Origin of the sequence: Clostridioides sp. ZZV15-6598, assembly GCF_020657705.1 — a bacterium.
Lineage (GTDB): Bacteria > Bacillota > Clostridia > Peptostreptococcales > Peptostreptococcaceae > Clostridioides > Clostridioides difficile_F.
On sequence record NZ_JAGWCS010000055.1, the window covers coordinates 1 to 25168 of the forward strand.

Sequence of the window (25168 nt, forward strand, 5' to 3'; positions counted from 1 at the left end):
CTTCAAGTTTAGTATCTTCTAATTTTAATTTTGCATTATTTGAGTACTTAAGTGTAAGTTCTTCATATCTATTTATAATATGTTCTGAATTATCTTTTAAGAAAGAATCTACTTTATCGTCTAAACCTTCAAACTCCTCTTTATTAATATTTATTTGGTATATAAGTTTCATTATATATTCCCTTGTTGTACTTTTTTGTGCCCTATCTTTTTTCATCAATTAAAATTCTCCTTTAAGTTTAATTATCTATATAAAATCAAATGCCAACAAAAAACCCTCTGACTTTTCAGAGGGCTAATATTAATTTTTCTTAGTTGCTTTTACTTCTTCTTTATCAACTTTATCTTTCTTAAAGCTGATTCCTTGAATGTGTATATTTACTTGAGAAACCTTCAGTCCTGTCATTGTCTCAACAGTATTTTTTACATTTTCTTGAACTTTAAAAGCTGTATCTGGTATTGACATGCCATATTTTATCATAACCATTACGTCTAAATTAACATCCTCTTCTTCTACTTGTATTTTTACTCCATTATTTTTTAACAACTTATCTGTTAATGTTGCTGTAGTTTCTATGCCCTCAACTTCTAATGCTGCTAAACCAGCTATTGTAGCTATTACATCATTAGATATTTTTACTTGTCCAAATTTATTATCTTCCATATTAAAACTTACCTCCTGATTTTAAGGAACTATTTTTATAAGTATAATAATACCAAATACAACTCTACTTTGCAAGAAAATAACCTCAGTTAATTCTGAGGTTTATATTTTACTTAGTATTATTATTTGTAAGTTTAATATTTTCATACTTTACATTAGCTTGTTCTGCAACCAAATCAAATATTTTTGCTGCATCTTTCTTATCTAACTTAGCTTCATTTACAACAACATTGGCTTTGCTATCACTTATATAAACTAATGCTTCTTCATATCCTTTTGTACTCAAAAGATTTTCTATTTGAAGTTCCTTTTCTTGAGTTTTAACTATATTTAATTTCATATTAGAAGCTTCTTTTCTAGATTCCTCTGTTGTAGATGGATTATTTATCATTTCATTTAAATCCTGAACTAATTCATTTCTTTGTTTTTCTCTATTCATTTTCATATCTAAAATATAAGATGCTTTTTTCATATTCTTTTCAGATGATAATTGAGCTTTTATTTCTTTACTTGTTTCAGTTACTTTTTCTTTCACCTTACTAGCCTTACTATCAACTATATCAATGTCAGCACTCTCTTTGCTATCTTGTTTATTTTTGGCATCTGAGTCTTCTTTATTGCTACTATCACTATCATCAGTAGTATTTTTCTGCAATTGAGCTTCTTCGTATGCTTTAAATTCTTTTGATGTTTCTAGTAAAGATTTCTTACTAAGTTGATAATTTACTGTTCCTACTATTACTAACATTGCAGTTAAAGTTATTATTACAAATCCTCTTCCCTTATAATTAAACTTCATTCATTTATCCCCCCAGTTATATGTATTTATTTAGAATATATTTCTACTTGATGACCTGCTACTTGTAATGATGTTTGAACTGCACTATAAAGTGTTTCTTTGACATTTGGATTACTAGCTCCACTTGCTACTACTATCACTCCTTTTATCTTTGGCTCTGTAGTTTTTATAACTACAGGGTCACTTGAATTTGAAGTTATCATTGTTTTATTTTCACTTGAAGTTGTAACTGTTCTTTCTCCACCTTGTGCATCTTTCTCCTCTGTTGTTTCTGTTGTTTGATTTGAATTAAAAGCAGGTTGTATTTCTTCACTTGACTCAAATGTAATCATTACATCAACATCTCCTGCTCCATCAATTTTAGATAGTATTGTTGTTAATTTTGATTCTAAATCGTCTTTTTCATGTTCCTTAGCAACTTGTTTTTCAGTCTTTTTATCAGCATCTGTTTTTCCAACTTTTTTATCAGTTTTGCTACTTGGAAAACAAGATAATAGTACTAATGACACCACACATATTCCAGCTATAGTTATTAGTGAATATACCTTTCTCTTATCTTTGTCGTTTAAGTTTTTAAACATTCTTCCAACTCCTATTTATCAATTTGTATAGTTTCTATAGAAACATCAAGCACTTTTATTAGGTCATTTTTTAGTTTGTCTTCATTTAGATTCAGTCCATACTCTGTACCTTTTTTAAAAACTTGTTTAGAATTTTCTTTGTCATTAGAGTTTATGCTATCTTCATCTCCTTTAGTACCATTATTTTTATTTTCTTCATCACTATTGCTCTTTGACATATTATTTTTTTCTTTTATTTTTATATTATTTATATTTGCACCATTAAGCTCTATATCTTCTAAATCATAACCATATTCATCAAGCTTTAGCTTAAGCACTTCTTTTAAACCATCTTCATACCCCTTAGACAAGCTAGTATTTCCAGTCTCTTCTGCTAAAGCATTTGTACTATCTACATATTCCTTATTGTAATTTCCCATAGATTTTAAGATTCTATCCTCTAAGCTCATATCTTTTGAAAAAAATCCTACCACTGGAGTTATTACAATAAATACAAATATAAAATTTAACACCAAGTTCACATATGGCTTTATCTTGGAACTAGGTAAAATCATATCAACTATATTTACTATAAATGCTCCTATTAAAATACTAACTATCCATGCCTTTATGCCCTCTAACATAGCATCCTCCTCTCTAAAACATTTAGATTAAAAGTAATCACTATTTATCAATCTATACATTATCCTTGACTTACAACACTTATCGAGGTCAAAATAGCTACAGTCACAAAGAACATTATTGTTATAGCAATTACTGATGCTAACATTATTATCATTAGATTTGCGACTTCATTTAAAAAATTTGATATTCCATCTTCTCCAACAGGTTCTACAATTATTGCTGCCAATTTATATACCACTATCACTGATAAAATTTTTATCACTGGAAGTAAACAAATCCCAATGAGTAAGATAAGTCCTATTCCACCAAATATATTTTTTATAAGTTGAGATGAAGATAGTAAAATATCCACAGAATCTGATACAAATCCACCAACAACTGGTATAAAGTTGCCTATAGCAAACTTCGCAGTTTTTACACTGAATTTATCAAAACTAGTTACATATAACCCTTGTATAGATACAAGTCCTAAATATACAGTAAACATAGCCCCAATAGAAACATAATTTATTTGTTTGACAAAAGAAAAAAATCTTTTCAATCTTATGTTTTTTGATAAATTGTTTATTATTAAAATTCCAAATGCAACAGTTACTGATACAAATAAAAATTTCTTAAAAAACACATTTATAAATGTCACTCCGCCTATAAAAATAGGATTTAAAGTGGTAGATGTTATTGGAAATCCAATTAAAAGTAAAAATGTTATTAGTATTGGCATTATAACTTGCATAAGACCTACAGTATGGTCTATCGCATCATAACAAATTTGTAGTACATCTTTAAATCCAATTAAAGTTAGCGATACCATTGTGATAAATATTATATATGTTGCTATTTGACTAACTGCACCTGATGAAAAAGAATTCTCTAAACTTTTTAAAATAGATGACAATAAAGCTAATACTAAAATTACTGCTACTACCTTTAAACTTGCTTTAAACTCATCAAACATCAATATCTTCAGTCCATCTTTATTAAATAAATCTAAAATATTTTTTTCTCCACTAATTAAGTCTTTTACAAACGATTTTAAATTAACATCATTAATAACTATTTCTTTATTTATATAATCTTGAATTTCATTTATATCTAACTTGTCTAACTGACCATCAATATATTTATCTATGCTACTCTTAGCTTCACCATATTCTTTATCTTCGCTACTTGGAACCTCATTAGCAAATATTATAATGGCAAAGATATTTACAAAAAAGAAAGTCAATACAAATCCCATAATCATTGGTAAAAATCTTTTTTTCATAAGCAACCATGCCTCTCTTCACTCTATAAACCTCAATACAACAAAATATCCTTTAAATAACAACTAATATATCTATAGCTATCTACCTCAACATAAATAACTATGGAATTATATTCACCACCATTTCTACAATGGATAAAAGTATAGGGAAAGACATTGACATAACTATTATTTTTCCTCCAAACTCTAGTTTTGAAGCAATGTTTCCTTCCCCACAATCTTTACAAAGTTGTATTGCAAATTCCATTAAATATGCTATTCCAATTAATTTTATTATTAAAGATATATACATAGTTGGAATATTAGCTTTATTAGCTAAATCTTGTATGCTATCTATTATAAAATTTAGCTTAAACATAACTGATAATAATATTGTTACTCCAGTTATTATTGCTATGAAATTTGCTATCTCTGGTCTATCTTTTTTTATTACTAAACAGAGTGTAGTTGAAATGATTGCAATTCCTATTAATTGCATTATTTCCAAAGTACTCCCTCCTCTTTAGTAAAGTTGAAACATTGTTCTTACAGTATTAAATAAATCACTTATTTCTGTTATTACCATCCCCAACACGATTATTACACCTGCCAAAGTAGTAAGCCCTGCCCAATCTTTTCTGTCTGTTTTTTCCAATATCATATTTAATACTGATATTAGAATACCTACACCTGCAACCTTTAATATCAATGATATTTCCATAATAAACCTCCCCATATTAAATCAATATAATACATATACCTATGCCTATAAATGTCACTAATTTTTTATACAATAACCCTTTTTTACTTATGTCTTCTTTTGTTTCATAGGTTTGTTTTTTCAGATTTTCTATAGATAAATCTATCATTCTTTGTTGGGACTCTATATCACTTTTTCCCAAGGTAAGAATTAGATTTTTTAATTCCTCAATTTCTTTACTTCCAAGATAAGTTTCTTTAACTAAAATTTCAGTATTCTCTGATATTATCTCTTCTAAAGTTTTGCTTTGTTCATTGTGAAGTTCTTCTGAGATTTGATAGAAAAAACTCCAAAAACAAAAGTCTTTATTGCATCCTATCCTTCTAAAAATTTCTTCTAATGTATAAAGCCCAAAAGATAAATCCATCCTTAATATTTCTAAAACTCTTATTAAATCATTTAGTTGCTTGTGTCTTCGTGTATAGGTTTTGTATATATGCTCACCTATCAAATAACTACTTCCTATTAAGAGTGCTATAATAATTATCTTAATTTGCAAAGTACCATCTCTTTTCTTCTAAATCATAAATTTTTTCAATTGTCCCTGCGCCTTTCTTAGCAGAAAGAATTATAACTTTTTTAAATAACTCTTTGTCTAAGAGTCTGTTTAGTTCTTTTCTATTTTGTATATCATCCATTGAATCTCCATGTACAGTAGTTATTAATCCAATACCTCCATTTAATGCTGTATATAATGCCTTTATTTCTTTCTCACTTCCAATTTCATCTGTCACGATAACATTCGGCGACATGGACCTTAAAAGCATTGTAATGCCCAAATCTTTTGGGCAAGTTTCTATTATGTCAGTCCTTATTCCAACATCCATCTGTGGAACACCTAAGTAAGCTCCTGCTATCTCATTACGTTCATCTACTAGTGCTACCTTCAATCCTTTAAATCCATATTCCTCATTACCATTACTTAAATTTCTTACTATATCTCTAATTAAAGTTGTCTTTCCACATTGAGGTGGCGATATTATCAAAGTATTATTAATTTGATTTTTACCTTTTATGATATGACTTAAAATCTTATTTGAACATCCTATGACTTCTCTTGATACTCTTATATTTAAAGATGATATGTGTTTTATATTTTTGACTTGTCCATCTTCTACTATTACTTTTCCAACTAACCCTACTCTATGGCCTCCTCTCAAAGTTATAAATCCTTTTTTTATATCATCCATAAATGAATGTATTGAGTATTTACATATTATTTGAAAAGTTTGCTCTATGTCTTCCCTTGTCACTATATATGAATTGTGCTGATTTAAATCAAGTGCCATAGTTTTTTGATTATAAAAATAATCTTTAGAGTTTGCATTTAGTATCAATGGTTTTTGTGAACGTAATCTAATTTCTTCTATGTTTAGATTATTGTCTGAGATTTTTTCTACCTTCTCCCTTATGTTTGTAGAAAGAGAGTTTATTATTTCATCTGAAAGTTTATTCATTTCTTGTCCTCCTCCTTTGTTTATATAATTCTATTTATAAAGGACAAGGAATATTACCAAAACACATATAATTTTTTAAATAATATTTATCGATAAAAAATGAACCCTATTATTTAGGATTCACTCAATAAGTAAATTATTATAAAAATAAAAACTAAGACCGCCCTCAAGTACAGAGTTGTCTTAGTTTTTTATTGTCTACATTTCTTTTATTAGTCCTTTTTTATATGCCATTAAAAGTAATTTTAAGTCTTCTATTTCTTCTTGTATTTTTACACCCTCATCAGTATCTCGAACCATTTTTCTCTTTGCCTTATGCTCTACTACAACAGTTGTCGATAAGATATCGCTTTCATTTGCAATAGCTTCCTCAGCAGAATTAAATGGTTCATGCGATACTAGTTGTAAGGTTCTAGAATTATATATCAAAGTGTATCCAGCTATACCAGTAGTTTTTTGATATGCTCTAGAAAAACCACCATCTATAACAAGAATTTTTCCGTTAGCTTTTATTGGGCTCTCTCCATTTTTACTTTCTACAGGAACATGCCCATTTATTATATGTGATTCATCAAGTTCTAAATCAAATTCTTCAAATATTCTTTCACAAGCAACATCACTTTCTCTAAGTTTAAAATATGGATTCTTATTTTCTTTATGAGTTTCTTTTTCTGCTATAAAATATCTTTCAAATGTAGTCATATCGTCTTTACCAAATAATGATGAACATTTGCCAGTCCACAAATACCACATAATATCCATACCATAGAGTTTTTCTTCTGCTTTATCCTTAAAGAAAAAACCTTCTCTTGCTAGAGATTCCATCTTATCCATAAGGACTCTACCTTTATACTCTTTTCCCATTATATTCATAGACATAAAGCTTCCATCTTCATTCAATGGCACACATCCATGAATCAATAAATTTGAGTTTGCTTTTAAATATATGCTTCCTTTAGAGAATAAAAATGAAACATGCTTTTGTAATTTTTCGCTACCTCTAAATGAAGACACTAATTTTTCAATAACATTTTTTTCTTCAATACTCAATTTATATGGGTCCTTTTTGTCTATTGTAGGTAAATAAGTATCTTTTAATTTATATGTCTTTCCTTTTAAAGTAATTGTTCCTTCTTCATAATTTATCATGTTAAGCAAAAGCCTATGATCCATTTCAAACTCAGGTCTTCTTTTTATCACTTCACCTTCAAGTTTAAATTGAATTATACTTATTGCCTTGTGCATTTTTGCCATTAAAGACTTTTCTGTTGTCGTCACACTTTGGTCATTAATCTTAGGAATAAATTCTTTACATGGGTCATCTTTATACATTTCTATTGCAAAAGTAGCTAAAGGTAATAGATTTATCCCATATATATCTTCTACTATATCTAGGTTTGCATATCTAGCTGAAATTCTAAGTGCATTTGCTATACAAGTTTTTTCACCTGATGCTGCACCCATCCATAGTATATCATGATTTCCCCATTGAATATCTACACAATGATGTTCGATAAGCTTATCTACAATTATATCTGGTCTTGGACCTCTATCATAAATATCTCCTATGACATGTAGTCTGTCAACAACTAACTTTTGTATAACTGTAGAAATTGCAATTATAAACTCTTTAGCTATCCCTATATCAACTATTGTCTCAACTATACTTTTATAGTATTCTTCTTTATGTTCACTTTTAATGTGTTCATGTAAAAGTTCTTCTATTATGTATTTAAAATTTTCTGGTAAGAGTTTTCTGACCTTTGACCTAGTGTATTTGCTAGAAGCATACTTACAAAGTTCTATAAGTCTATAGATATTTATTCTATAAAAATCATCTACATTTTTCTCTTGTTTAATTATTAAGTCTAGTTTTTGTTCAGGATAGTATACAAGAGTTGCTAGCATCTTTTTTTCACTATCTCTTATTGTATTTGAAAATAATTCTTCTATTTTTCTCTTTATTACACCAGAACCATTTTTTAAAACATGTACAAATGGCTCATATTCACCATGTACATCTGTTATAAAATGTTCTGTTCCCTTTGGAAGATTTAATATAGCCTCTAAGTTTATTATTTCTGTACTTGCTTTCGATATGCTCGGATATTGTTTTGATAATAACTTCAAATATTTAAGTTTACTATTTAAATATTCATCTGATATTTTACACAGATTTTTCATAATTCGTCCTCCAAAATTATATTAAGTTATATTCTTTTTTTAATTATACCATACTTAATATGATTTTTTCGAGATAAAATGTACACTAATTATATTCCTAATAAAAGTGACATCCCTATTAAATCAGTATAAACACCATTATAATAACATTCTTTCTTTAATATACTTTCTACTTCAAATCCTACTCTTTTGTATAATTCTATAGCATTATGATTTTCTTCATTAGTAACAAGAGTTATTTTCTTAGTTATTCCATTTGATTTACACCATTCTATAAGGTCTAACATAAGTCTTTTGCCTAATCCAGCTCCCCAGTATTTTTCTTTAACAACAATTCCTAAAACTCCAACATGTTTTCCCTTTGCTTTTTGGTTTGAATCAATTGTAGCAATACCAGCTATCTCTCCATCTATAAATGCGATTAATTTTATTGAGTTATCAGATGCTTTTGCTGACTCTATGGAATTTTCTTGGTCTTCTAAAGATATTTTATATTCACCTTTCCCAAATGAAAGAAAATGAGTTTCCCCGCCTACTTCATTATAAAAATCTATAATAGCTTGGGCATCTTCTTTTACTCCTTCTCTAATAGATACTTCTATACCATTCTTTAAAGTTATTGCTGACATAAATTTACCTCCTAACAAGTTTTTTATCTAATAAACATAATACTATTATTTTACCTCTATTACAATATTTTTCATGTATTAATAACAATATAAGGTTATACTAAAATAAAAATTTAATAATATTTTAATATAACCTTATATATATTTGTTTGTATTCAATTTTTTGATAATATTCCTCTGTTAGTCAAATAGTATTTATAATAAAATTTAAACAACTTTCTTTAAATCTTCTCCATAAACCTTTCTATTATAAGACTTCATTATAAAGTATAGTGGTACTCCAACTGCTAATGCTCCTAATCCCATAATTAATTGGTGCATAGACGCTTGGAATAATAACCATGTACCAACACACACTGCAATTAAAGGAATTACTGCTCCAAATGGAGTTTTAAAAGTCCCTACTAACTCTGGTCTTTTCTTTCTAAATACTAATACTGATAAAGAAGTAGGTATATATTGTATAAATCTTGCAACTGCACTTATTGCTGCTAATTCAGCAAAACTTCCAGACAAAGCTATTGGTATAGTAATTATCATAGTTGCTATTATCGCTACATATGGTGTACCATTTTTATCTTTTCTTGCAAACATTTTTGGTAACATCTTGTCATCAGCTAAAGCTACACAACTTCTTGGATTTACAAAAGCACCACACATACAAATTCCACCAACAGAAACTAATGTCCCAAAAGTAACTAATCCTGCTCCCATATTTCCAAAACATATTCTCGCCGCATCTGCAACAGGAGTAGCTGTACTAGATAATTTATCTCCTAATATACCAACACACACAACTTGATTTAATATATATATTATTGATGCAATTACTATTACACTTATAATTGCTATAGGTATATTTTTTTGAGGATTCTCCATATCTTCTGCTGCTACTGCTATAGATTCAAATCCTGTAAATGAATAAAACATTAAAAGTGCTGCTGCTCCAAATTCTGTAACTCCTGCTCCTGATGGTACCATTGTTGAATTAGTAAAGTTAGCTCCTTTTATAAAAAATACACCTATTACTATAAATAGTATCAATGGAATTAGTTTACCTACTGTTATAACATTTTGTACAATTTTTGATAAAGATACACCTAATAAGTTTATAATTGTAAGCCCAACTATCATAGCTACTATTATAATTTTTTGTATATGTGGGTCACCTGCAGGAGCCCATACTGCTGATAAAGATGTAGGAAAACCTACTATTAATGCTCCCCAAGAAATACATCCTATTACCCATTTCATAAGACCTACTTCAAATCCAAAAAAATCTCCAAATGCTTCTTTGGTATACACATATGCAGCACCATTTTTATTAAATTTACCTGCCACTTCAGCAAAACAAAATGCCATAGATAAAACCAGTAACATATCAAACATATATACAAATATACTCGCAACACCAAATGCTTTCATTGCGTTTCCTGGTAATAGGAAAACGCCGGCTCCTACAACTGCATTAATACCTAAAAGTATAATACTTATTAATCCCATTTTATTTTTTTCGTTCATGTTTAATCCCCCCAAGGTATGTTATAAAGTCGAACAAATATTTACGAAATATTTAAACAACTTTTCCATTTTATTACAATAATCTACCATCATTTCTGGATGCCATTGTATTCCTACTACAAAATTTTCATCCTCTTTTTCAATAGCTTCTATTATACCATCTTTTGAGTATGCTATGGCTTTCAATCCTCTACCAAGTTTTTTAACACTTTGATGATGATAACTATTTGTAAGTAATTGTTTTCCTAAAATACCTTCTAAAATACTACCTTCTTGAACATCTACCTTATGAGTAGCTACATATCTTTTAGAAGATTGTGTATGTTTTATGTAACTTCCTTCAACAAGATTATTATCTTGATATAAAGTTCCACCTAGACTTACATTTAATATTTGTAGCCCTCTGCATATACCTAGTATTGGCTTTTTAAGTTCTAAAGCTATACTTATAGCAATTAAATCAAATTCATCTACTTCAGGATATATAAATGTTGTTTCTTCTCTTGTTTCTTCACCATATAATTGAGGATTAACATCCCATCCTCCAGATATTAAAACTCCATCAACCATCTCAATCTGTCTCTTTATAACTTCTCTATCTGCATTTACTGGAATAATAACTGGGCTACCTCCTCCTTTTAATACTGCGTTTATATAATCATTATTTACATAGGATCTTTCAAGCCCAGGAAACATTCCATTTTCCATTATTATCAGATTCCCTAAAATACCTATTATTGGTTTCATAATTAAACTCCTAACTAGTTGTTGTTTTATGTACTTATTTTTTATTTATATAATTCTCTAATGCTAGAGAAAGTTGGTCTGGACAAGATGTTGGTTTTGTTTTGCACTCTATTCCTTTTAGTTTTTGAATTACATTTTCTATATTCATACCTTCAACTAATACTTTTAATCCTTTTAAATTTCCATCACATCCACCAACAAAATTTACATTTGTAACTTTGTCATCTTTTACCTCAAATTCAATTTCTGTAGCACAAGTCCCTGTTGTTTTGTATTTCATAATTAAACCTCCCAATTATTTTGTTGTCTTATCTCTATAGTTAGCAATATATATGCCAAAATTTATACTTTACGTTTATTTATTATTTATCAAGTATTCACAATGCTTCCATCAAATATCTTTTTATTTTTAGCTCTAAATACAATTTTTTTTGCAATTAAAAATAGGTAATGGGTTATTTACCTATAACCTATTACCTATCTAAACCTATTATATAAACCTATTTATATTTAATTTATTTTTATATGTTTTTAATATATGATATTAAATGTTAATTTGAGCATAATATGTTTTAAATTTTATACATATAAATCTTTCCAAGTTCTCAGATATGTCTATCTAGAATCTTTTACTTTACTTTACTATACTTAATTTATATTATTGTAAAACTTTATACCTTCTTGTGTTATTTGACTTCCACATCTTCCAGATTTAGATGATATGTATCCACACTCACTCAAATAAGACAATACTTTTCTTACTTTACTTTCAGATATTTCAATACCTTCTTCTGTAAGTTTTTCTATTATAAAACCTCGTCCAACTCCAGAAGCTAAATCTTTTCTTTCATATAGTATTCTAAGTATATACTCAAATTCTTTTTTTGTATAACCAATCCCATCATCAAAATTACTAATATATTCTGTCTTTATATAAGGTGGAAGGTCATCTTTAAAAATCATACTCTCACACATTAAACTTACATAAGAGGCAACATTTTGTAACTCTCTTATATTTCCCGGCCAATTGTATTTTTCTAGAATAACCTCAACTTCAGGAGAAACTTTTATATCCTTTTCCAAAAAGAAATTCATAAGAGTTATTATATCTTCTTTTCTATCTCTTAATGATGGTATGTCTATTGGTAGTACATTTAATCTATAATACAAATCTTCTCTAAATTTACCTTCTCTAATCATTTTAGGTAAATTTTTATTTGTCGCAGCTATAATTCTAACATCTATATTTATAATATTATGGGAACCTATAGGCATAACTTGTTTTTCTTGAAGTACTCTAAGTAATTTTGTCTGCAATAATGGAGGCATATCCCCAATCTCATCTAAAAATATAGTTCCATTGTTTGCAAGTTCAAATAATCCTTTTTTCCCTTCTCTTAATGCTCCTGTAAAAGAACCTTTTTCATAGCCGAATAACTGACTTTCTAATAAGCTATCTGGAACTGCAGCGCAATTAACTGCTATAAAGGGCTGATTACTTCTATTAGAGTTATTGTGAATTGATTGAGATAATAATTCTTTCCCAGTTCCACTTTCCCCTATTATTAAAACAGAAAGGTCTGATTTAGATATTTTTTTAGCTAACTCTATACACTTTGTCATCTTTTTATTCTTAGTTTTTATATTTTTAAATGTGTACTTTGCTATTTGCCCTTGCTCTCTTAATTTATTAGTAAGATTTTGTTCTAATTTTTTTATATATGTTATCTCTTGTAGATTGTAGTATATACCAGCTTTATTCCCCATAGAAAATATATTTTTTTTATTTACATTAATGTATTTTTTATTTGTAAATACAACTTCATCGACAATCTCTTTGTCTTCAAGTAGAATCTCCAAATCTTTAGAGATAATGTCTCTTATGTTTTTTCCTCGTATATTTCTGTCTATACCTAGAATCTTTAACACTTCTTTATTAAATGTATTTACAACACCATCTATTGAAGTAAATATTATTCCATCCTTTGATAGATTTAATATAACATCTTGTTCTTCTATTTTTAGAAATAATTGTCTATAGTTGTCTTTGACACCATTATCTAAGCTTATTAGACGCTCAGAATATGCCATCAGATTTTTCCTTATTTCCTTGACATCAATTTTAAGACCATTTATTATTTCTATAAAAGTAGATATATCAATGCACCTATTTCCTAAATCAATTACCTTTTTTATATAATTTGGCACTTTTTCAGTTACTCCAGGTGTTATGGCTATATCTATATTTTCATAAGTTTGCCCTTCAATATATGGAGTAAGCTTTAAATTTTTTACTCCTATCTTATAAAATAGACTTATTGTCTCTAATGTAGTTTCTTTTGTGTCATTTACAACTAACACTTCTGTTCCATATGGTATTGAAAATAATCCATATATTTCTTTTTCTTTAAGAGTTCTTCTCACAACTATAATTTTACTATCTTGTACTAAATGCTTTCTCATGCTATTTAGTCTATCATCATTCATTACTAAAACAAAATCGCCTTGTATTTTATCATCATCTTTTAAATTTTCTAAATAATAATGATTTATATCAAGATAGTTTCCTAAAACCAATCGTATATTTTCTTCCAAGAAAGATGATAATTTAGTTATCTTATCTGTTACTATAGCTATTGACTGTTTCATATTTATACCTCATATCTATATAATATACAATTATTTGTACACTACTTTATTTCTTCCAAGCTGTTTTGCTTTATATAGATTTTTATCTGCTTCTTCTAATATATTTTTGCTGTCAGAGATATGGGATATACCTGCACTTATAGTTACAGTCACATCTTCACCCCACTTTTTATTTGCAATTGCATTTCTTATATTGTCAATTATATTAAACACTTCTTCTCCAGACTTATCTCTTATTAATACAGAAAACTCTTCTCCACCGTATCTAAATACTTTATCTTCTTGCTCAAGCATAACACAAATAGTATTTACTATCCCTTTTATTACAACATCTCCAAATTTATGTCCATAATTATCATTTATAAGTTTAAAATTATCTATATCTATCATTACAAGTGCAAAATTATCATCTTTCTCTATGTACTTATTATACATAATATCAAAACTTTTTCTATTATAAACATTTGTAAGCCCATCATGCAAATTTTGTGCTTTAAAGTATTTCAGTCTATTGTATAAAAAAGTAGAACCTAATGCGATAATTAAAATTACACTAAATAATATTTTATAAGACTTAATTTCTTTTTTATTTTTTTCAAAAAATTCACTTTCACGTGATACCTTATCTATTATATAAAAGCTAACTTCCGAATCTCTTATGCTTTTGTTCTCCTTATATTCATTTATTAATGTCTTCTGATACTTATTTACAGAGTTTACATTCCCTTGTTTCTCATATATATTTAATATTTCATTTAAAGTTTTTATTTTCTCTTGAGTTAACTTTCTTTTAGTAGATATCTCTAGACTTTTTTTATAATTATCTATTGCAGAATCATAATTTTCACTTTTATATTCCAAATTTCCCATTGCCATATAGTAATACATATCTTTATCTAATATATGAATTGATTTATCATATTTTATAAGATAATCAGTTCTTTCTAAAAGAGCCTTTGCCTTTGATATATCATTTTTTCCTACATATGCATTTGCCTGCATTATAGAAGCCATTATTTCAAAATCATTATAATCATCTATGTTTACAAACTTTTTATAGTCTTTTACATTACTACATGTTTCAATAGATTTATCATATTTTCCCAACTCTACATAGATTTCCGCTAAATTTATAAGAGCATATAATCTAACCAGCCCATTTTTTTCATCTTCATCAACATCTATCTTAAAAGAATCCTTTATTAATTTTTCTCCTGTTTCATATCCACCTACCTTTAAAAGTATGCTCGCCAAATCAACATCTAGTCTTGCTTTTTCATAATTATCTCCTAATTTCTCAGCCAATTTTATAGACTTTACAGTTAAGTCTACTGCTCTAGAATAATTATTATCCATTATGTACACTGATGCTAGTCTTTTTTCTATACTAAATCTACATTCATCAGATAACTTTACATCTGATGTTCTCATCTTTTCTAACGAATCAATAACTATCTTCGTTCCATCTGGGACATATGAAATAGTCTTTAACATATCCCACACTTCATTATATACTTTATTGTATTTTTTTTCTGGGATAGATTCAAAAGAAGTTTTAACTACTTTCTTTGCTTCATCATACTTCTTATCCGACACAAGACTTTCAGACATATATTTTCCCTTATTTATAATTTCTCTTTCTTTAAGTCCATTTTGATCATACTTTATAAACAAAATAATACTAATAAGTATTATACCTATAAAAATTATCCTTTTGGGTAACCTTTTCTTTGGTAGTCTAAAATTCAAAATTTTAGTCCTCCTTCTGTATATTGTAAAATTAAAACTCGTATATATAACCTCTTAACTTTTAATGATACAATATATCAAAATAATTTACAACATACGATAAAATTAATTTTCAACAAAAAAGTTCCCTAAATTAGACATTTATTCTAATTTAGGGAACTTTTAATTTAGTTAATATAAATTTATAAAGTTAAAAACAAGTGCTTGTTTTTTAATTTAATATTTAATATTTATGATTTATTTATACATATTTTTTTAGTATAATTGTAGCATTATGTCCACCAAAACCTAAAGAATTTGATAGTGCATATCTAATATCTTTTTCTTTACCTTTATTTGGAACATAATCTAAATCTAAATCCTCGCCAACTTCTTGTATGTTTATAGTTGGAGGTATAAAACTATCTTCTATACTCATTGCACAAACAACTGCTTCTATTGCTCCTGACGCTCCTAATAAATGCCCAGTCATAGATTTTGTCGATGATACACATAAATTATATGCATTTTCTCCAAATACAGTTTTTATAGCCATAGTTTCATACAAGTCATTATAATACGTTGAAGTTCCATGAGCATTTATATAATCTACTTCTTCTAGTGGAACATTTCCATCTTTTAAAGCCATATTCATAGACCTAGCTGCTCCTTCGCCATTTTCAGCTGGAGTCGTCATATGATATGCATCAGCAGTTAAACCATAACCTACTACTTCTGCATATATTTTTGCGCCTCTTGCTAAAGCATGTTCTAAGTCCTCTAATATAACAATACCTGCTCCTTCTCCCATTACAAATCCATCTCTGTCCTTATCAAATGGGCGTGATGCAGTTTTAGGGTCATCATTTCTAGTTGACATAGCCTTCATATTACAGAATCCAGCAAATGCAAGACCTGTTACAGCAGCTTCAGAACCTCCTGCTACCATAATATCTGCATCTCCTCTTTGTATAACCTTAAAGGCATCACCAATTGAGTGTGTTCCAGATGCACAAGCTGTACATACATTAGTATTAGGTCCTTTTGCTCCTAAGAATATTGAAACTTGACCAGCTGCCATATTTCCTATCATCATAGGTACAAACAGTGAACTTACTCTTTTATTTCCTTTTTCCAAAAGAATTTTATGTTGAGTTTCTATTGCTTCAACTCCACCTATACCAGAACCTATTATAACTCCAACACGTTCTCTATCAACTTTATCTAAATCAAGATTTGCATCTTCAACTGCTAATTTTGCAGAAACTATTGCAAATTGAGCAAATTTATCTAATCTTTTTAACTCTTTTTTACTTATATATTCCTCTGGATGAAAATTTTTAACTTCTCCTGCTATTTGAGTTTGATATGTGCTAGCATCAAAATTAGTTATTTTATCTATACCAGATACTCCAGATTTTATATTGTTCCAGAACTCTTCTTTTCCTGTTCCCAATGGTGTAACACATCCAAGTCCCGTTATTACTACTCTTTTATTCATTTGATACCTCCACTTTTTTAAAGCTCGACTATTTATTAGCTTCTATATAGTTAACTATGTCCCCTATAGATTTGAAGTTTTCTGCTTCTGTATCTGGTATTTCTATCCCAAATTCATCTTCAAGTGCCATTATTATTTCTACTGCATCTAATGAATCTGCTTCTAAATCTTTCATTAATGATGTTTCCATAGTTATTTCTTTATCTTCTACTCCTAATTGTTCTATTATTATTTCTACAACTTTATTAAACATTGTGTTCCTCCTAAGATTTTTTATTTTAATTTTTATTTTAAATAGATTTCTCTACTTTTTAGAGTATTATTTTTTATTATTGCATTACCATTCCACCATCTACATTTAACACTTGTCCTGTTATATAACTTGACATATCACTAACTAAAAATGCTACAGCATTGGCTACATCTTCTGGTTTACCATAAGATTTTTTTGGTATATTTGCTAGTGTTGATTCTTTTACATCATCACTTAGTACTTTAGTCATATCTGTTTCTATGAATCCTGGTGCTACTGCATTTATATTTATATTTCTTGATGCTAATTCTCTCGCAGAAGCTTTTGTAAATCCTATAACACCAGCTTTTGATGCACAGTAATTAGTTTGACCCACATTTCCCATGATTCCAACTACTGAAGTCATATTTATTATTCTACCATATTTCTTTTTCATCATAGGTTTAGTAACTGCTTTTGTACAATTAAATACACCTTTCAAATTTATATCTATTACTCTATCAAAATCTTCTTCTTTCATTCTCATAAGCAATGCATCTCTAGTTATACCTGCATTATTAACCAATATATCAATTTTTCCAAACTCTTTTATAACAGAGTCCATCATTTGATTTACTTCATCAGATTTAGATACATCACATTTTATAGAAGTACATTTTACACCCATACCTTCTATTTCGTTTTTAGTTTTTAGGGCTTCATCCTCTTTAGAAGTATAATTGATTACTATATCGGCTCCTAAAGATGCTAATTTTTTTGCTATTTCTTTTCCTATACCTCTAGATCCACCAGTAACAACTGCTACTTGTCCTGTAAGATTTATCATTATATCTCTCCATTTCCATAATCTTGTACAAACTCATTTAAAGAATCTATACCATCTATATTGTAAATATTCACACTTGCTTTTTTATTAGAGGCTATCTTCTTAATAAATGCTTTTAAAGTTTTTCCTGGTCCCATTTCTATAAAAGTATCATACCCATCGTTTAATAATCTTTCTATAGAATCTTCCCAAAGTACAGAAGAGCTTACTTGTTTTATAAGCAAGTCTTTACCTTCATTTTGATAGTAATCTGCATTTACATTTGCCACTACATCAACTTTAGGCTTAGTCATATTAACTTTTTCTAATTCGCTAGCTAGTTTTACGCCAGCTTCTCTTAGCATTGATGAGTGGAAAGGTCCACTTACATTTAATTTAACAGCTCTTTTTGCTCCTGCCTCTTTACATTTTACCATTGCTTCTTCTATCTTTTCATTTTCGCCAGATATAACTATCTGACCAGGAGAATTGTAATTTGCTACTTCTACAATCCCTCCTTGTATGTCTTTTACAACATTTCCTAATATTTCTCTATCTAAACCTAAAATCGCTGCCATAGCTCCAACCCCTGTTGGCACTGTTTCCTGCATGAATTTACCTCTTTTTTTAACTAGGCATACAGCATCTTTAAAATCAATTGCATCTGCTGCAACCAATGCACTATATTCTCCCAAAGATAAACCTAAACATGCATCGTATTTTAAATTCATTTTTGATTGTATCGCTTTTAATACAGCTACACTATGTGTAACCATAGCTGGTTGAGTATTTTCAGTTTTGGAAAGTTCTTCTTCACTGCCCTCAAACATAAGTTTTTTTAAATTTATATTTAAGGCAATACAAGCCTCATCTATTACATTTTTAGCAACCTCGTCATTTTCATATAAATCCTTAGCCATCCCTACATATTGGGCTCCTTGACCAGGAAATACTAGTGCAACTTTTCCCATCATGCTCCTCCTGATTTACAGTTCTATGCCTGGCATAATCTCTTTTGCTTGATTTACCATAGTCTCTATAATTTCTTTACAAGGTGTTATTTTTTTTACCATAGCAGCACTTTGACCTGCCATAAATGAACCTTTTTCTATATCTCCATCTACTGTTGCAAATCTTAAAGCACCTGTACCTTTTTTGTCTAATTCTTCAGGAGTAGCTCCGTTTTGTTCCATCTTTAAGAATTCTTTTGATAATTTATTTTTTAATGTTCTTACTGGATGACCTGTACTTCTTCCTGTAACAATTGCATCTCTATCTTTTGCTTTTAATACTAATTCTTTATAGTTTAAATGTACAGCACACTCTTCACTACAGATAAATCTAGTTCCTACTTGAACTGCATTAGCACCTAGTGCAAATGAAGCAACAATACCTCTACCATCTACAATACCTCCTGCTGCTATTACAGGTATATTAACAGCATCAGCAATTTGTGGAACTAAAACCATAGTAGTAAGTTCTCCTATGTGTCCTCCACCTTCTGTACCTTCAGCTATTACTGCTGTAGCTCCTAACTTTTCCATTCTTTGTGCTAAAGCTATTGTTGGTACTACAGGTATAACTTTTGTTCCAGCTTCTTTTAATCTGTCCATATACTTTGCAGGATTTCCAGCACCAGTAGTAATAACTTGAACCTTTTCTTCTATAATTAAATCTATTATATCATCTACAAATGGTGACAGAAGCATTACATTTACACCAAAAGGTTTATCTGTTAATTCTTTACATTTAACAATCTCTTCCTTTATAGCTTCTTTTGGTGCATTTCCTGCTGCTATTATTCCAAGTCCACCTGCATTAGATACAGCACTTGCTAATGATGCAGTAGCTACCCATGCCATTCCCCCTTGGATAACTGGGTATTTTATATTTAACAGTTTGCAAATTTTATTCATATCATTCTCCTTCACTTAAAATCATAAAAGTAAACTTTTTATTGTTAATTAACTTTAATTTTTAGATAAAGCTAATTTTGTTAATTAAAGAATTTTAGATGTTTTGTACTATAAAGTCCACTTAACGACTGAAGCTCCCCAAGTTAGACCTCCACCAAAGCCAACTAAAACTACATTATCACCTTTTTTGATTTTTCCTTCTTTATATGCTTCATCTAACGCAACAGGTATAGATGCAGCAGACATATTTCCATACTTATTTATGTTTACATAAACCTTATTCATATCAATCCCTAATCTCTTAGAAGAAGCTTGTATTATTCTTATATTGGCTTGATGTGGTATTAGATAGTCTATATCAGTTGTATTTAAATTTGCTTTTTCAAGAGCTGTTAAAGATGTTTCTGCCATCTTTCTAACTGCAAACTTAAATACATCGCTACCTGCCATCTCTATTGTATGTAGATTAGCTTCTACAGTATCTTTACTTGCTCTAAGTCTTGAACCTCCAGCAGGTATCTTTAAACAATCTTTTCCCCTACCATCAGAACCCATATGTGTAGATAGGATTCCACCTTCACTTACAGGTCCAATAACAGCTGCTCCAGCACCATCTCCAAATAGTACTGCTGTTGACCTATCATTGTAATTTAGAAACTTCGAGCAAGTTTCTGCTCCTATTACAAGTACATTTTTATAACAACCAGTTTCCACAAATTGCTTTGCAATAGTTACTCCATATACAAATCCAGAACAAGCTGCTGATATATCAAATGCAGTAGCATTCACTGCTCCTATTGCTTCTTGTACTATACATGCAGTTGAAGGCAAAGACATATCAGGAGTAATTGTTGCCAAAATAATCAACTCTATGTCCTCTACATTTAACTTTGCACACTCTATAGCTTTTAAAGCAGCCTTAGATGCTAGGTCAGAAGTTGCCTCATTATCTTCTACAAACCTTCTTTCCTTAATACCAGTTCTAGTGCTTATCCACTCATCTGATGTATCCATTATTTTTTCGAAGTGAAAATTATCATATGATTTCTCAGGTAGATAACTTCCTACACCTAATATTCCAGCCTTTGTATTCATTATATATTAAACCTCCAAAACGAGTTTATTCATCTTCGTTATTTTTATTTTCTTCATTATATTTACTTATAAATTGATTGATATCCTCAACAACTTTTCCTTTTGTAAATTTTATACCTTGATTTATAGCATTTTTTATAGCTTTAGCATCAGAGCTACCATGAGCCTTTATAACTCCTCCATTTAATCCTAAAAGTGGAGCTCCACCATACTCAGAATAATCTATAAAACTCTTTAATTTTTTCAAATCATCTCTTATAAGTAATGCTCCTATTTTGCTTTTTGTACTAGCCATAAAAGTTTCCTTTATAAGGCTCATAACTGAAAGAGCTACCCCTTCAGCAGATTTAAGTAATATATTACCCGTAAATCCATCACAAATAATTATATCTGTATATGCATTTATAACCTCTCTAGCTTCTACATTTCCTATAAAATTTAAATCTAACTTTTTAATTTCTTCATATGATTTTTTGACTAAATCATTGCCTTTACCTTCTTCTAGTCCAACATTTGCTAGCGCCACTTTAGGATTTTCAAGTCCTAGCACTTTTCTTGAGTAAATATTACTCATAGCTGCAAATTCAACTAGATTCTTAGATTTACAATCTGCATTTGCACCACAGTCTGCTATAAGTGTCATTCCTCGCTTTACATTTGGTATTGCTGAGCATAAGCAAGGTCTATCAATTCCTTTTATTCTACCGACTACAAATAATCCACCAGCAAGTAAAGCTCCTGTGTTTCCAGCTGATATTATAGCATCTGCCTTACCTTCTTTTACGAGGTTTAATGCTACTACCATAGATGAATCTTTTTTGCTTCTTATAGCCTTAACTGGTTTATCTTCATTTTCTATAATCTCAGTAGTATGAACTATTTCTAGTTTATTTCTATCAAATTCATAATTTGAAAATTCTTTTTCTAATAAATCTTTATCTCCTGTGATTATTAAATCTACTTGATATTCTTTTATAGCATTTACTGCGCCTTCTACATTAGATTTTGGTGCATTATCTCCACCCATTCCATCTATTACTATTTTCATGATTTTCCTCCTAATCTAACTCTTCAAAGATAAACTTCCCTCTAAATATTTGCTCTTGGGCTTTATTATTGATAACAACTTTTACATAATGCTTTTTGTCTATATTTCTATAAACTTCTGCTTTTGCTATAAGTCTGTCTTGTTGTTCTATCAACTTAAAACATTTTACATTTGCAACTCTCATAATAACTTTAGGTGCATCTATTATAGCCATTGCTAATGAATCTGCTAGAGAAAATATATACGTATCTTTCAAAGTATTTGTTTTAGAGTAAATCATGTCCTCTGTAACTTCTAACATAGATATACCTAATTGCCCTACAGATAAATCAATGATTTCGCCTGTAATTTCCTTTACTCCTAAAGTCTTTACTTTTGAACTCTGAGTTTCTGCTATTGATTTGACTCTTTCTCTTAGCTCTGGTATGTTTAGACTCATTCTATCTAATCTTATTGTCTGTATACTCACATTAAACAAACTTGATAATTCTTCATCAGTATAAAAAGGATCAGTCTTTAGCATATCTATAAGCTCTTGTTGTCTTTGGGCTTTACTCTTTTTTTTCATGTTCCCTCCAAATTTTATAGCTGTAATTAGTACCAGCTACTAATAGTAGTATATAGTAACACACAAAAATTTTCAATACTTATATTATTATTTTTCTAATTTTTAATATGCATAAAATCCATTTATTTCTCTAGTAAATCATCTTTTTTTATATGTACAAAAAAAACATGTAGAGTATACTCTACATGTTTTTTAGAAGCTATTACTTAGATACAACTTCTTTACCTTTATAATATCCACAGTCTGGACACACTCTATGTGGTAATTTTGGCTCATGACATTGTGGGCAACTTACAAATCCTGTTGCTTCCATCTTTGAGTTAGCTGCTCTTCTCATTTTTGTGTTTGATTTAGACGTTTTACGCTTTGGTACTGCCATTTACGCCACCTCCTTAGTCAAAATTTAATTAAATAAATCTTTTAATTTAGCAAAACGAGGATCTATGTATTCCTCATCGTTTGTAATTTCACTGCAAGAACATTCTCCTTCATTTAAGTTTGCTCCGCATCCTTGACAAAGACCTTTACAGTTTTCACTACAAAGAACTTTATGAGGCACATTAAAATCTAATGTCTGTTCTATTATATCAATAAGGTCGATTTCTTCACCATCGAATATAAAAGGATCAAATTCCTCAAATTCATCTTCATCATAATCTTCTTCTTTTACTAAAAAACCTTGTATAGAATACTCTAATGGTATTTCTACTTCTTTAAGACATCTTGAACAATTGTCAACAATTGTAAAATTGACATCTATATCTAGATATAAACCTTTATTAGTCTTTGATACTTTACCTTTTAAATTTACAGGTGATACTAATTTGTAAATCTCATCACAATAACTAATAGTATCAATTTTTTCACAAAAATTCAAGTCTATTTTGTCAGTTTCTTTTCTATTTATTTTTTCTATGCTAACTTTCATTAAGTTCACCTCAACATATCACCAAATTTATTATACAAATCTAGCATTTGTTTGTCAAGTATTTTTACTTGATAGGCATAAGTTTAATTAAATTATTTTACTAATCTTAATGTATCTCTAGCTATCATTAATTCTTCGTTAGTTGGTATTAAAAGCATTTTTACTTTAGAGTCAGCAGTAGATATTACTGTTTCTTTTCCTCTAACATTATTAGCTTCCTTATCTAATTTCATTCCTAAGAATTCCATATTAGAAGCTATATCTGCTCTTATAGCTTTTCCATTTTCACCTACACCAGCAGTAAATACTACAACATCTAATCCATTCATTTCAGCAGCATAAGCACCTATATACTTTTGTACTTTTTTAACATAAGCTTCTAATGTTGCTTGAGCTCTTTCATCTCCATTTTTAGCTGCATCTTCTATATCTCTGAAATCACTAGAAATTCCAGTCATTCCATATACTCCAGATTCTTTGTTCATTAATTTATCTAGTCCATCAGCATCTAAACCTTCTTTTCTCATTAAGAAAGGTAATATAGCAGGGTCTATATCTCCACATCTAGTTCCCATTATTAATCCTTCTAATGGAGTGAATCCCATAGATGTATCTATACATTTTCCACCATCAACAGCAGCTATAGAAGCACCATTTCCTAAGTGACAAGTTACTATTTTTAAGTCTTTTATATCTTTTCCTAATATCTCTGCTGCTTTTTGAGATACATAGTTATGAGAAGTTCCATGGAATCCATATCTTCTTACTCCATATTTAGTATATAACTCATGAGGTAAACCATATAGGTATGAAGATTTAGGCATTGTTTGATGGAAAGCAGTATCAAATACTCCTACCATTGGTACACCTGGAAGTATAGCTTTACAAGCATCAATTCCCATTATGTTTGCTGGATTATGAAGTGGAGCTAAATCTATACACTCTTTTAAAGCTTCTTCTACCTCTGGAGTTATTACTACTGAAGTTGCAAATTTTTCTCCAGCATGAACAACTCTATGCCCTACTGCATCTATTTCTTTCATTTCTTTAACTGCACCAAATTCTGGATGAGCAACAGCTTCTAATACTAATGCTATTGCATCTTTATGGTCTTTCATTGGTTGTTCAACAATGTATTTATCATCTCTTCCTGCTTTTTCATGTTTAAGTATAGAACCTTCGATTCCTATTCTTTCAACTAATCCTATACATAAAACTTCTTCATTACTCATATCTATTAATTGATATTTTAATGAAGAACTCCCACAGTTTAATACTAATATTTTCATTATTATTTCCTCCTTAGATTTTTATAAATGATATGTAATCAATTTTGATTCATAATAAATGTCTAAAAACTTATATTTTATTATTTTGTCATAGATATATTATTGTATACATTAAACGATTTTCATAAATAATATATCACCTTTTAATATAAAAGTATATACTTTTTTTTATATTATAT

The 25168-nt window shown here is 29.1% G+C and carries 27 protein-coding genes and 1 pseudogene; all 28 read right to left on the reverse strand.

Annotation, left to right across the window (positions count from 1 at the left end; translation table 11 throughout):
* Positions 1 to 217 (reverse strand): annotated as a pseudogene (locus KGF50_RS11805) (nitrogen utilization protein B); the annotation flags it as partial.
* Positions 218 to 301: 84 nt separating this feature from the next.
* Positions 302 to 664 (reverse strand): Asp23/Gls24 family envelope stress response protein, encoded by a 363-nt coding sequence (locus KGF50_RS11810; RefSeq protein WP_227848229.1) that lies wholly within the window; start codon positions 662 to 664, stop codon positions 302 to 304.
* Between the two features lie 109 nt (positions 665 to 773).
* Positions 774 to 1463 (reverse strand): SpoIIIAH-like family protein, encoded by a 690-nt coding sequence (locus tag KGF50_RS11815; protein ID WP_227848230.1) that lies wholly within the window; start codon positions 1461 to 1463, stop codon positions 774 to 776.
* Between the two features lie 26 nt (positions 1464 to 1489).
* Positions 1490 to 2044, reverse strand: a complete 555-nt coding sequence (locus KGF50_RS11820; RefSeq protein ID WP_227827109.1) for a stage III sporulation protein AG — start codon at positions 2042 to 2044, stop codon at positions 1490 to 1492.
* 11 nt (positions 2045 to 2055) lie between these two features.
* Entirely contained in the window at positions 2056 to 2667 is a 612-nt protein-coding gene (locus KGF50_RS11825) for a stage III sporulation protein AF (RefSeq protein ID WP_227848231.1), read from the reverse strand.
* Between the two features lie 59 nt (positions 2668 to 2726).
* Complete coding sequence (gene spoIIIAE, locus KGF50_RS11830) at positions 2727 to 3932, reverse strand: stage III sporulation protein AE (protein WP_227434117.1); 1206 nt, start codon at positions 3930 to 3932, stop codon at positions 2727 to 2729.
* Between the two features lie 100 nt (positions 3933 to 4032).
* Positions 4033 to 4410: a stage III sporulation protein AD gene (gene spoIIIAD / locus KGF50_RS11835; RefSeq protein ID WP_227434329.1), complete on the reverse strand. Its 378-nt coding sequence runs from the start codon at positions 4408 to 4410 to the stop codon at positions 4033 to 4035.
* Between the two features lie 24 nt (positions 4411 to 4434).
* Positions 4435 to 4632: a stage III sporulation protein AC gene (gene spoIIIAC / locus KGF50_RS11840; RefSeq protein ID WP_009888937.1), complete on the reverse strand. Its 198-nt coding sequence runs from the start codon at positions 4630 to 4632 to the stop codon at positions 4435 to 4437.
* Positions 4633 to 4648: 16 nt separating this feature from the next.
* On the reverse strand, positions 4649 to 5170 hold the full coding sequence (locus tag KGF50_RS11845) for a stage III sporulation protein AB (RefSeq protein ID WP_227840554.1): 522 nt from the start codon (positions 5168 to 5170) through the stop codon (positions 4649 to 4651).
* A complete protein-coding gene (gene spoIIIAA / locus KGF50_RS11850) occupies positions 5160 to 6128 on the reverse strand; it encodes a stage III sporulation protein AA (protein WP_227848232.1) in 969 nt (322 codons plus the stop codon). Before spoIIIAA ends, KGF50_RS11845 begins: the two co-directional genes overlap by 11 nt.
* 198 nt (positions 6129 to 6326) lie before the next feature.
* Positions 6327 to 8312: a fructose-1,6-bisphosphatase gene (locus KGF50_RS11855; protein ID WP_227848233.1), complete on the reverse strand. Its 1986-nt coding sequence runs from the start codon at positions 8310 to 8312 to the stop codon at positions 6327 to 6329.
* Between the two features lie 89 nt (positions 8313 to 8401).
* Positions 8402 to 8941 (reverse strand): GNAT family N-acetyltransferase, encoded by a 540-nt coding sequence (locus KGF50_RS11860; RefSeq protein ID WP_227848234.1) that lies wholly within the window; start codon positions 8939 to 8941, stop codon positions 8402 to 8404.
* A 207-nt stretch (positions 8942 to 9148) separates the two neighbouring features.
* Positions 9149 to 10462, reverse strand: a complete 1314-nt coding sequence (locus KGF50_RS11865; protein WP_227848235.1) for an APC family permease — start codon at positions 10460 to 10462, stop codon at positions 9149 to 9151.
* 21 nt (positions 10463 to 10483) lie between these two features.
* A complete protein-coding gene (locus KGF50_RS11870; RefSeq protein WP_227848236.1) occupies positions 10484 to 11209 on the reverse strand; it encodes a gamma-glutamyl-gamma-aminobutyrate hydrolase family protein in 726 nt (241 codons plus the stop codon).
* 34 nt (positions 11210 to 11243) lie between these two features.
* Entirely contained in the window at positions 11244 to 11489 is a 246-nt protein-coding gene (locus tag KGF50_RS11875) for a TIGR03905 family TSCPD domain-containing protein (RefSeq protein ID WP_227434110.1), read from the reverse strand.
* A gap of 368 nt (positions 11490 to 11857) precedes the next feature.
* Positions 11858 to 13858 (reverse strand): sigma 54-interacting transcriptional regulator, encoded by a 2001-nt coding sequence (locus KGF50_RS11880; RefSeq protein WP_227848237.1) that lies wholly within the window; start codon positions 13856 to 13858, stop codon positions 11858 to 11860.
* 30 nt (positions 13859 to 13888) lie between these two features.
* On the reverse strand, positions 13889 to 15607 hold the full coding sequence (locus tag KGF50_RS11885) for a diguanylate cyclase (RefSeq protein ID WP_227848238.1): 1719 nt from the start codon (positions 15605 to 15607) through the stop codon (positions 13889 to 13891).
* Between the two features lie 241 nt (positions 15608 to 15848).
* Complete coding sequence (gene fabF, locus KGF50_RS11890) at positions 15849 to 17087, reverse strand: beta-ketoacyl-ACP synthase II (RefSeq protein ID WP_227848239.1); 1239 nt, start codon at positions 17085 to 17087, stop codon at positions 15849 to 15851.
* A 28-nt stretch (positions 17088 to 17115) separates the two neighbouring features.
* Complete coding sequence (gene acpP / locus KGF50_RS11895) at positions 17116 to 17340, reverse strand: acyl carrier protein (protein ID WP_227434106.1); 225 nt, start codon at positions 17338 to 17340, stop codon at positions 17116 to 17118.
* 76 nt (positions 17341 to 17416) lie between these two features.
* Positions 17417 to 18166, reverse strand: coding sequence for a 3-oxoacyl-[acyl-carrier-protein] reductase (gene fabG / locus KGF50_RS11900; protein ID WP_227848240.1), 750 nt, complete (start codon positions 18164 to 18166; stop codon positions 17417 to 17419).
* Positions 18166 to 19116: an ACP S-malonyltransferase gene (gene fabD, locus KGF50_RS11905; protein ID WP_227848241.1), complete on the reverse strand. Its 951-nt coding sequence runs from the start codon at positions 19114 to 19116 to the stop codon at positions 18166 to 18168. The genes fabG and fabD overlap by 1 nt, the downstream gene beginning before the upstream one ends.
* A gap of 15 nt (positions 19117 to 19131) precedes the next feature.
* Positions 19132 to 20061, reverse strand: a complete 930-nt coding sequence (fabK, locus tag KGF50_RS11910) for an enoyl-[acyl-carrier-protein] reductase FabK (RefSeq protein WP_227848242.1) — start codon at positions 20059 to 20061, stop codon at positions 19132 to 19134.
* A gap of 108 nt (positions 20062 to 20169) precedes the next feature.
* Positions 20170 to 21156 (reverse strand): beta-ketoacyl-ACP synthase III, encoded by a 987-nt coding sequence (locus KGF50_RS11915; RefSeq protein ID WP_227841229.1) that lies wholly within the window; start codon positions 21154 to 21156, stop codon positions 20170 to 20172.
* A 25-nt stretch (positions 21157 to 21181) separates the two neighbouring features.
* On the reverse strand, positions 21182 to 22204 hold the full coding sequence (gene plsX, locus KGF50_RS11920; RefSeq protein WP_227848243.1) for a phosphate acyltransferase PlsX: 1023 nt from the start codon (positions 22202 to 22204) through the stop codon (positions 21182 to 21184).
* 10 nt (positions 22205 to 22214) lie between these two features.
* A complete protein-coding gene (fapR, locus tag KGF50_RS11925) occupies positions 22215 to 22772 on the reverse strand; it encodes a transcription factor FapR (RefSeq protein WP_227434100.1) in 558 nt (185 codons plus the stop codon).
* Between the two features lie 202 nt (positions 22773 to 22974).
* Complete coding sequence (rpmF, locus tag KGF50_RS11930) at positions 22975 to 23151, reverse strand: 50S ribosomal protein L32 (protein ID WP_003419113.1); 177 nt, start codon at positions 23149 to 23151, stop codon at positions 22975 to 22977.
* 24 nt (positions 23152 to 23175) lie between these two features.
* Positions 23176 to 23700 (reverse strand): YceD family protein, encoded by a 525-nt coding sequence (locus KGF50_RS11935; RefSeq protein WP_227482193.1) that lies wholly within the window; start codon positions 23698 to 23700, stop codon positions 23176 to 23178.
* Between the two features lie 92 nt (positions 23701 to 23792).
* Positions 23793 to 24989 carry an acetate kinase gene (locus tag KGF50_RS11940; RefSeq protein ID WP_227848244.1) on the reverse strand — a complete coding sequence of 399 codons (1197 nt, stop codon included), beginning with the start codon at positions 24987 to 24989 and terminating at the stop codon, positions 23793 to 23795.
* Between the last annotated feature and the right edge of the window lie 179 nt (positions 24990 to 25168).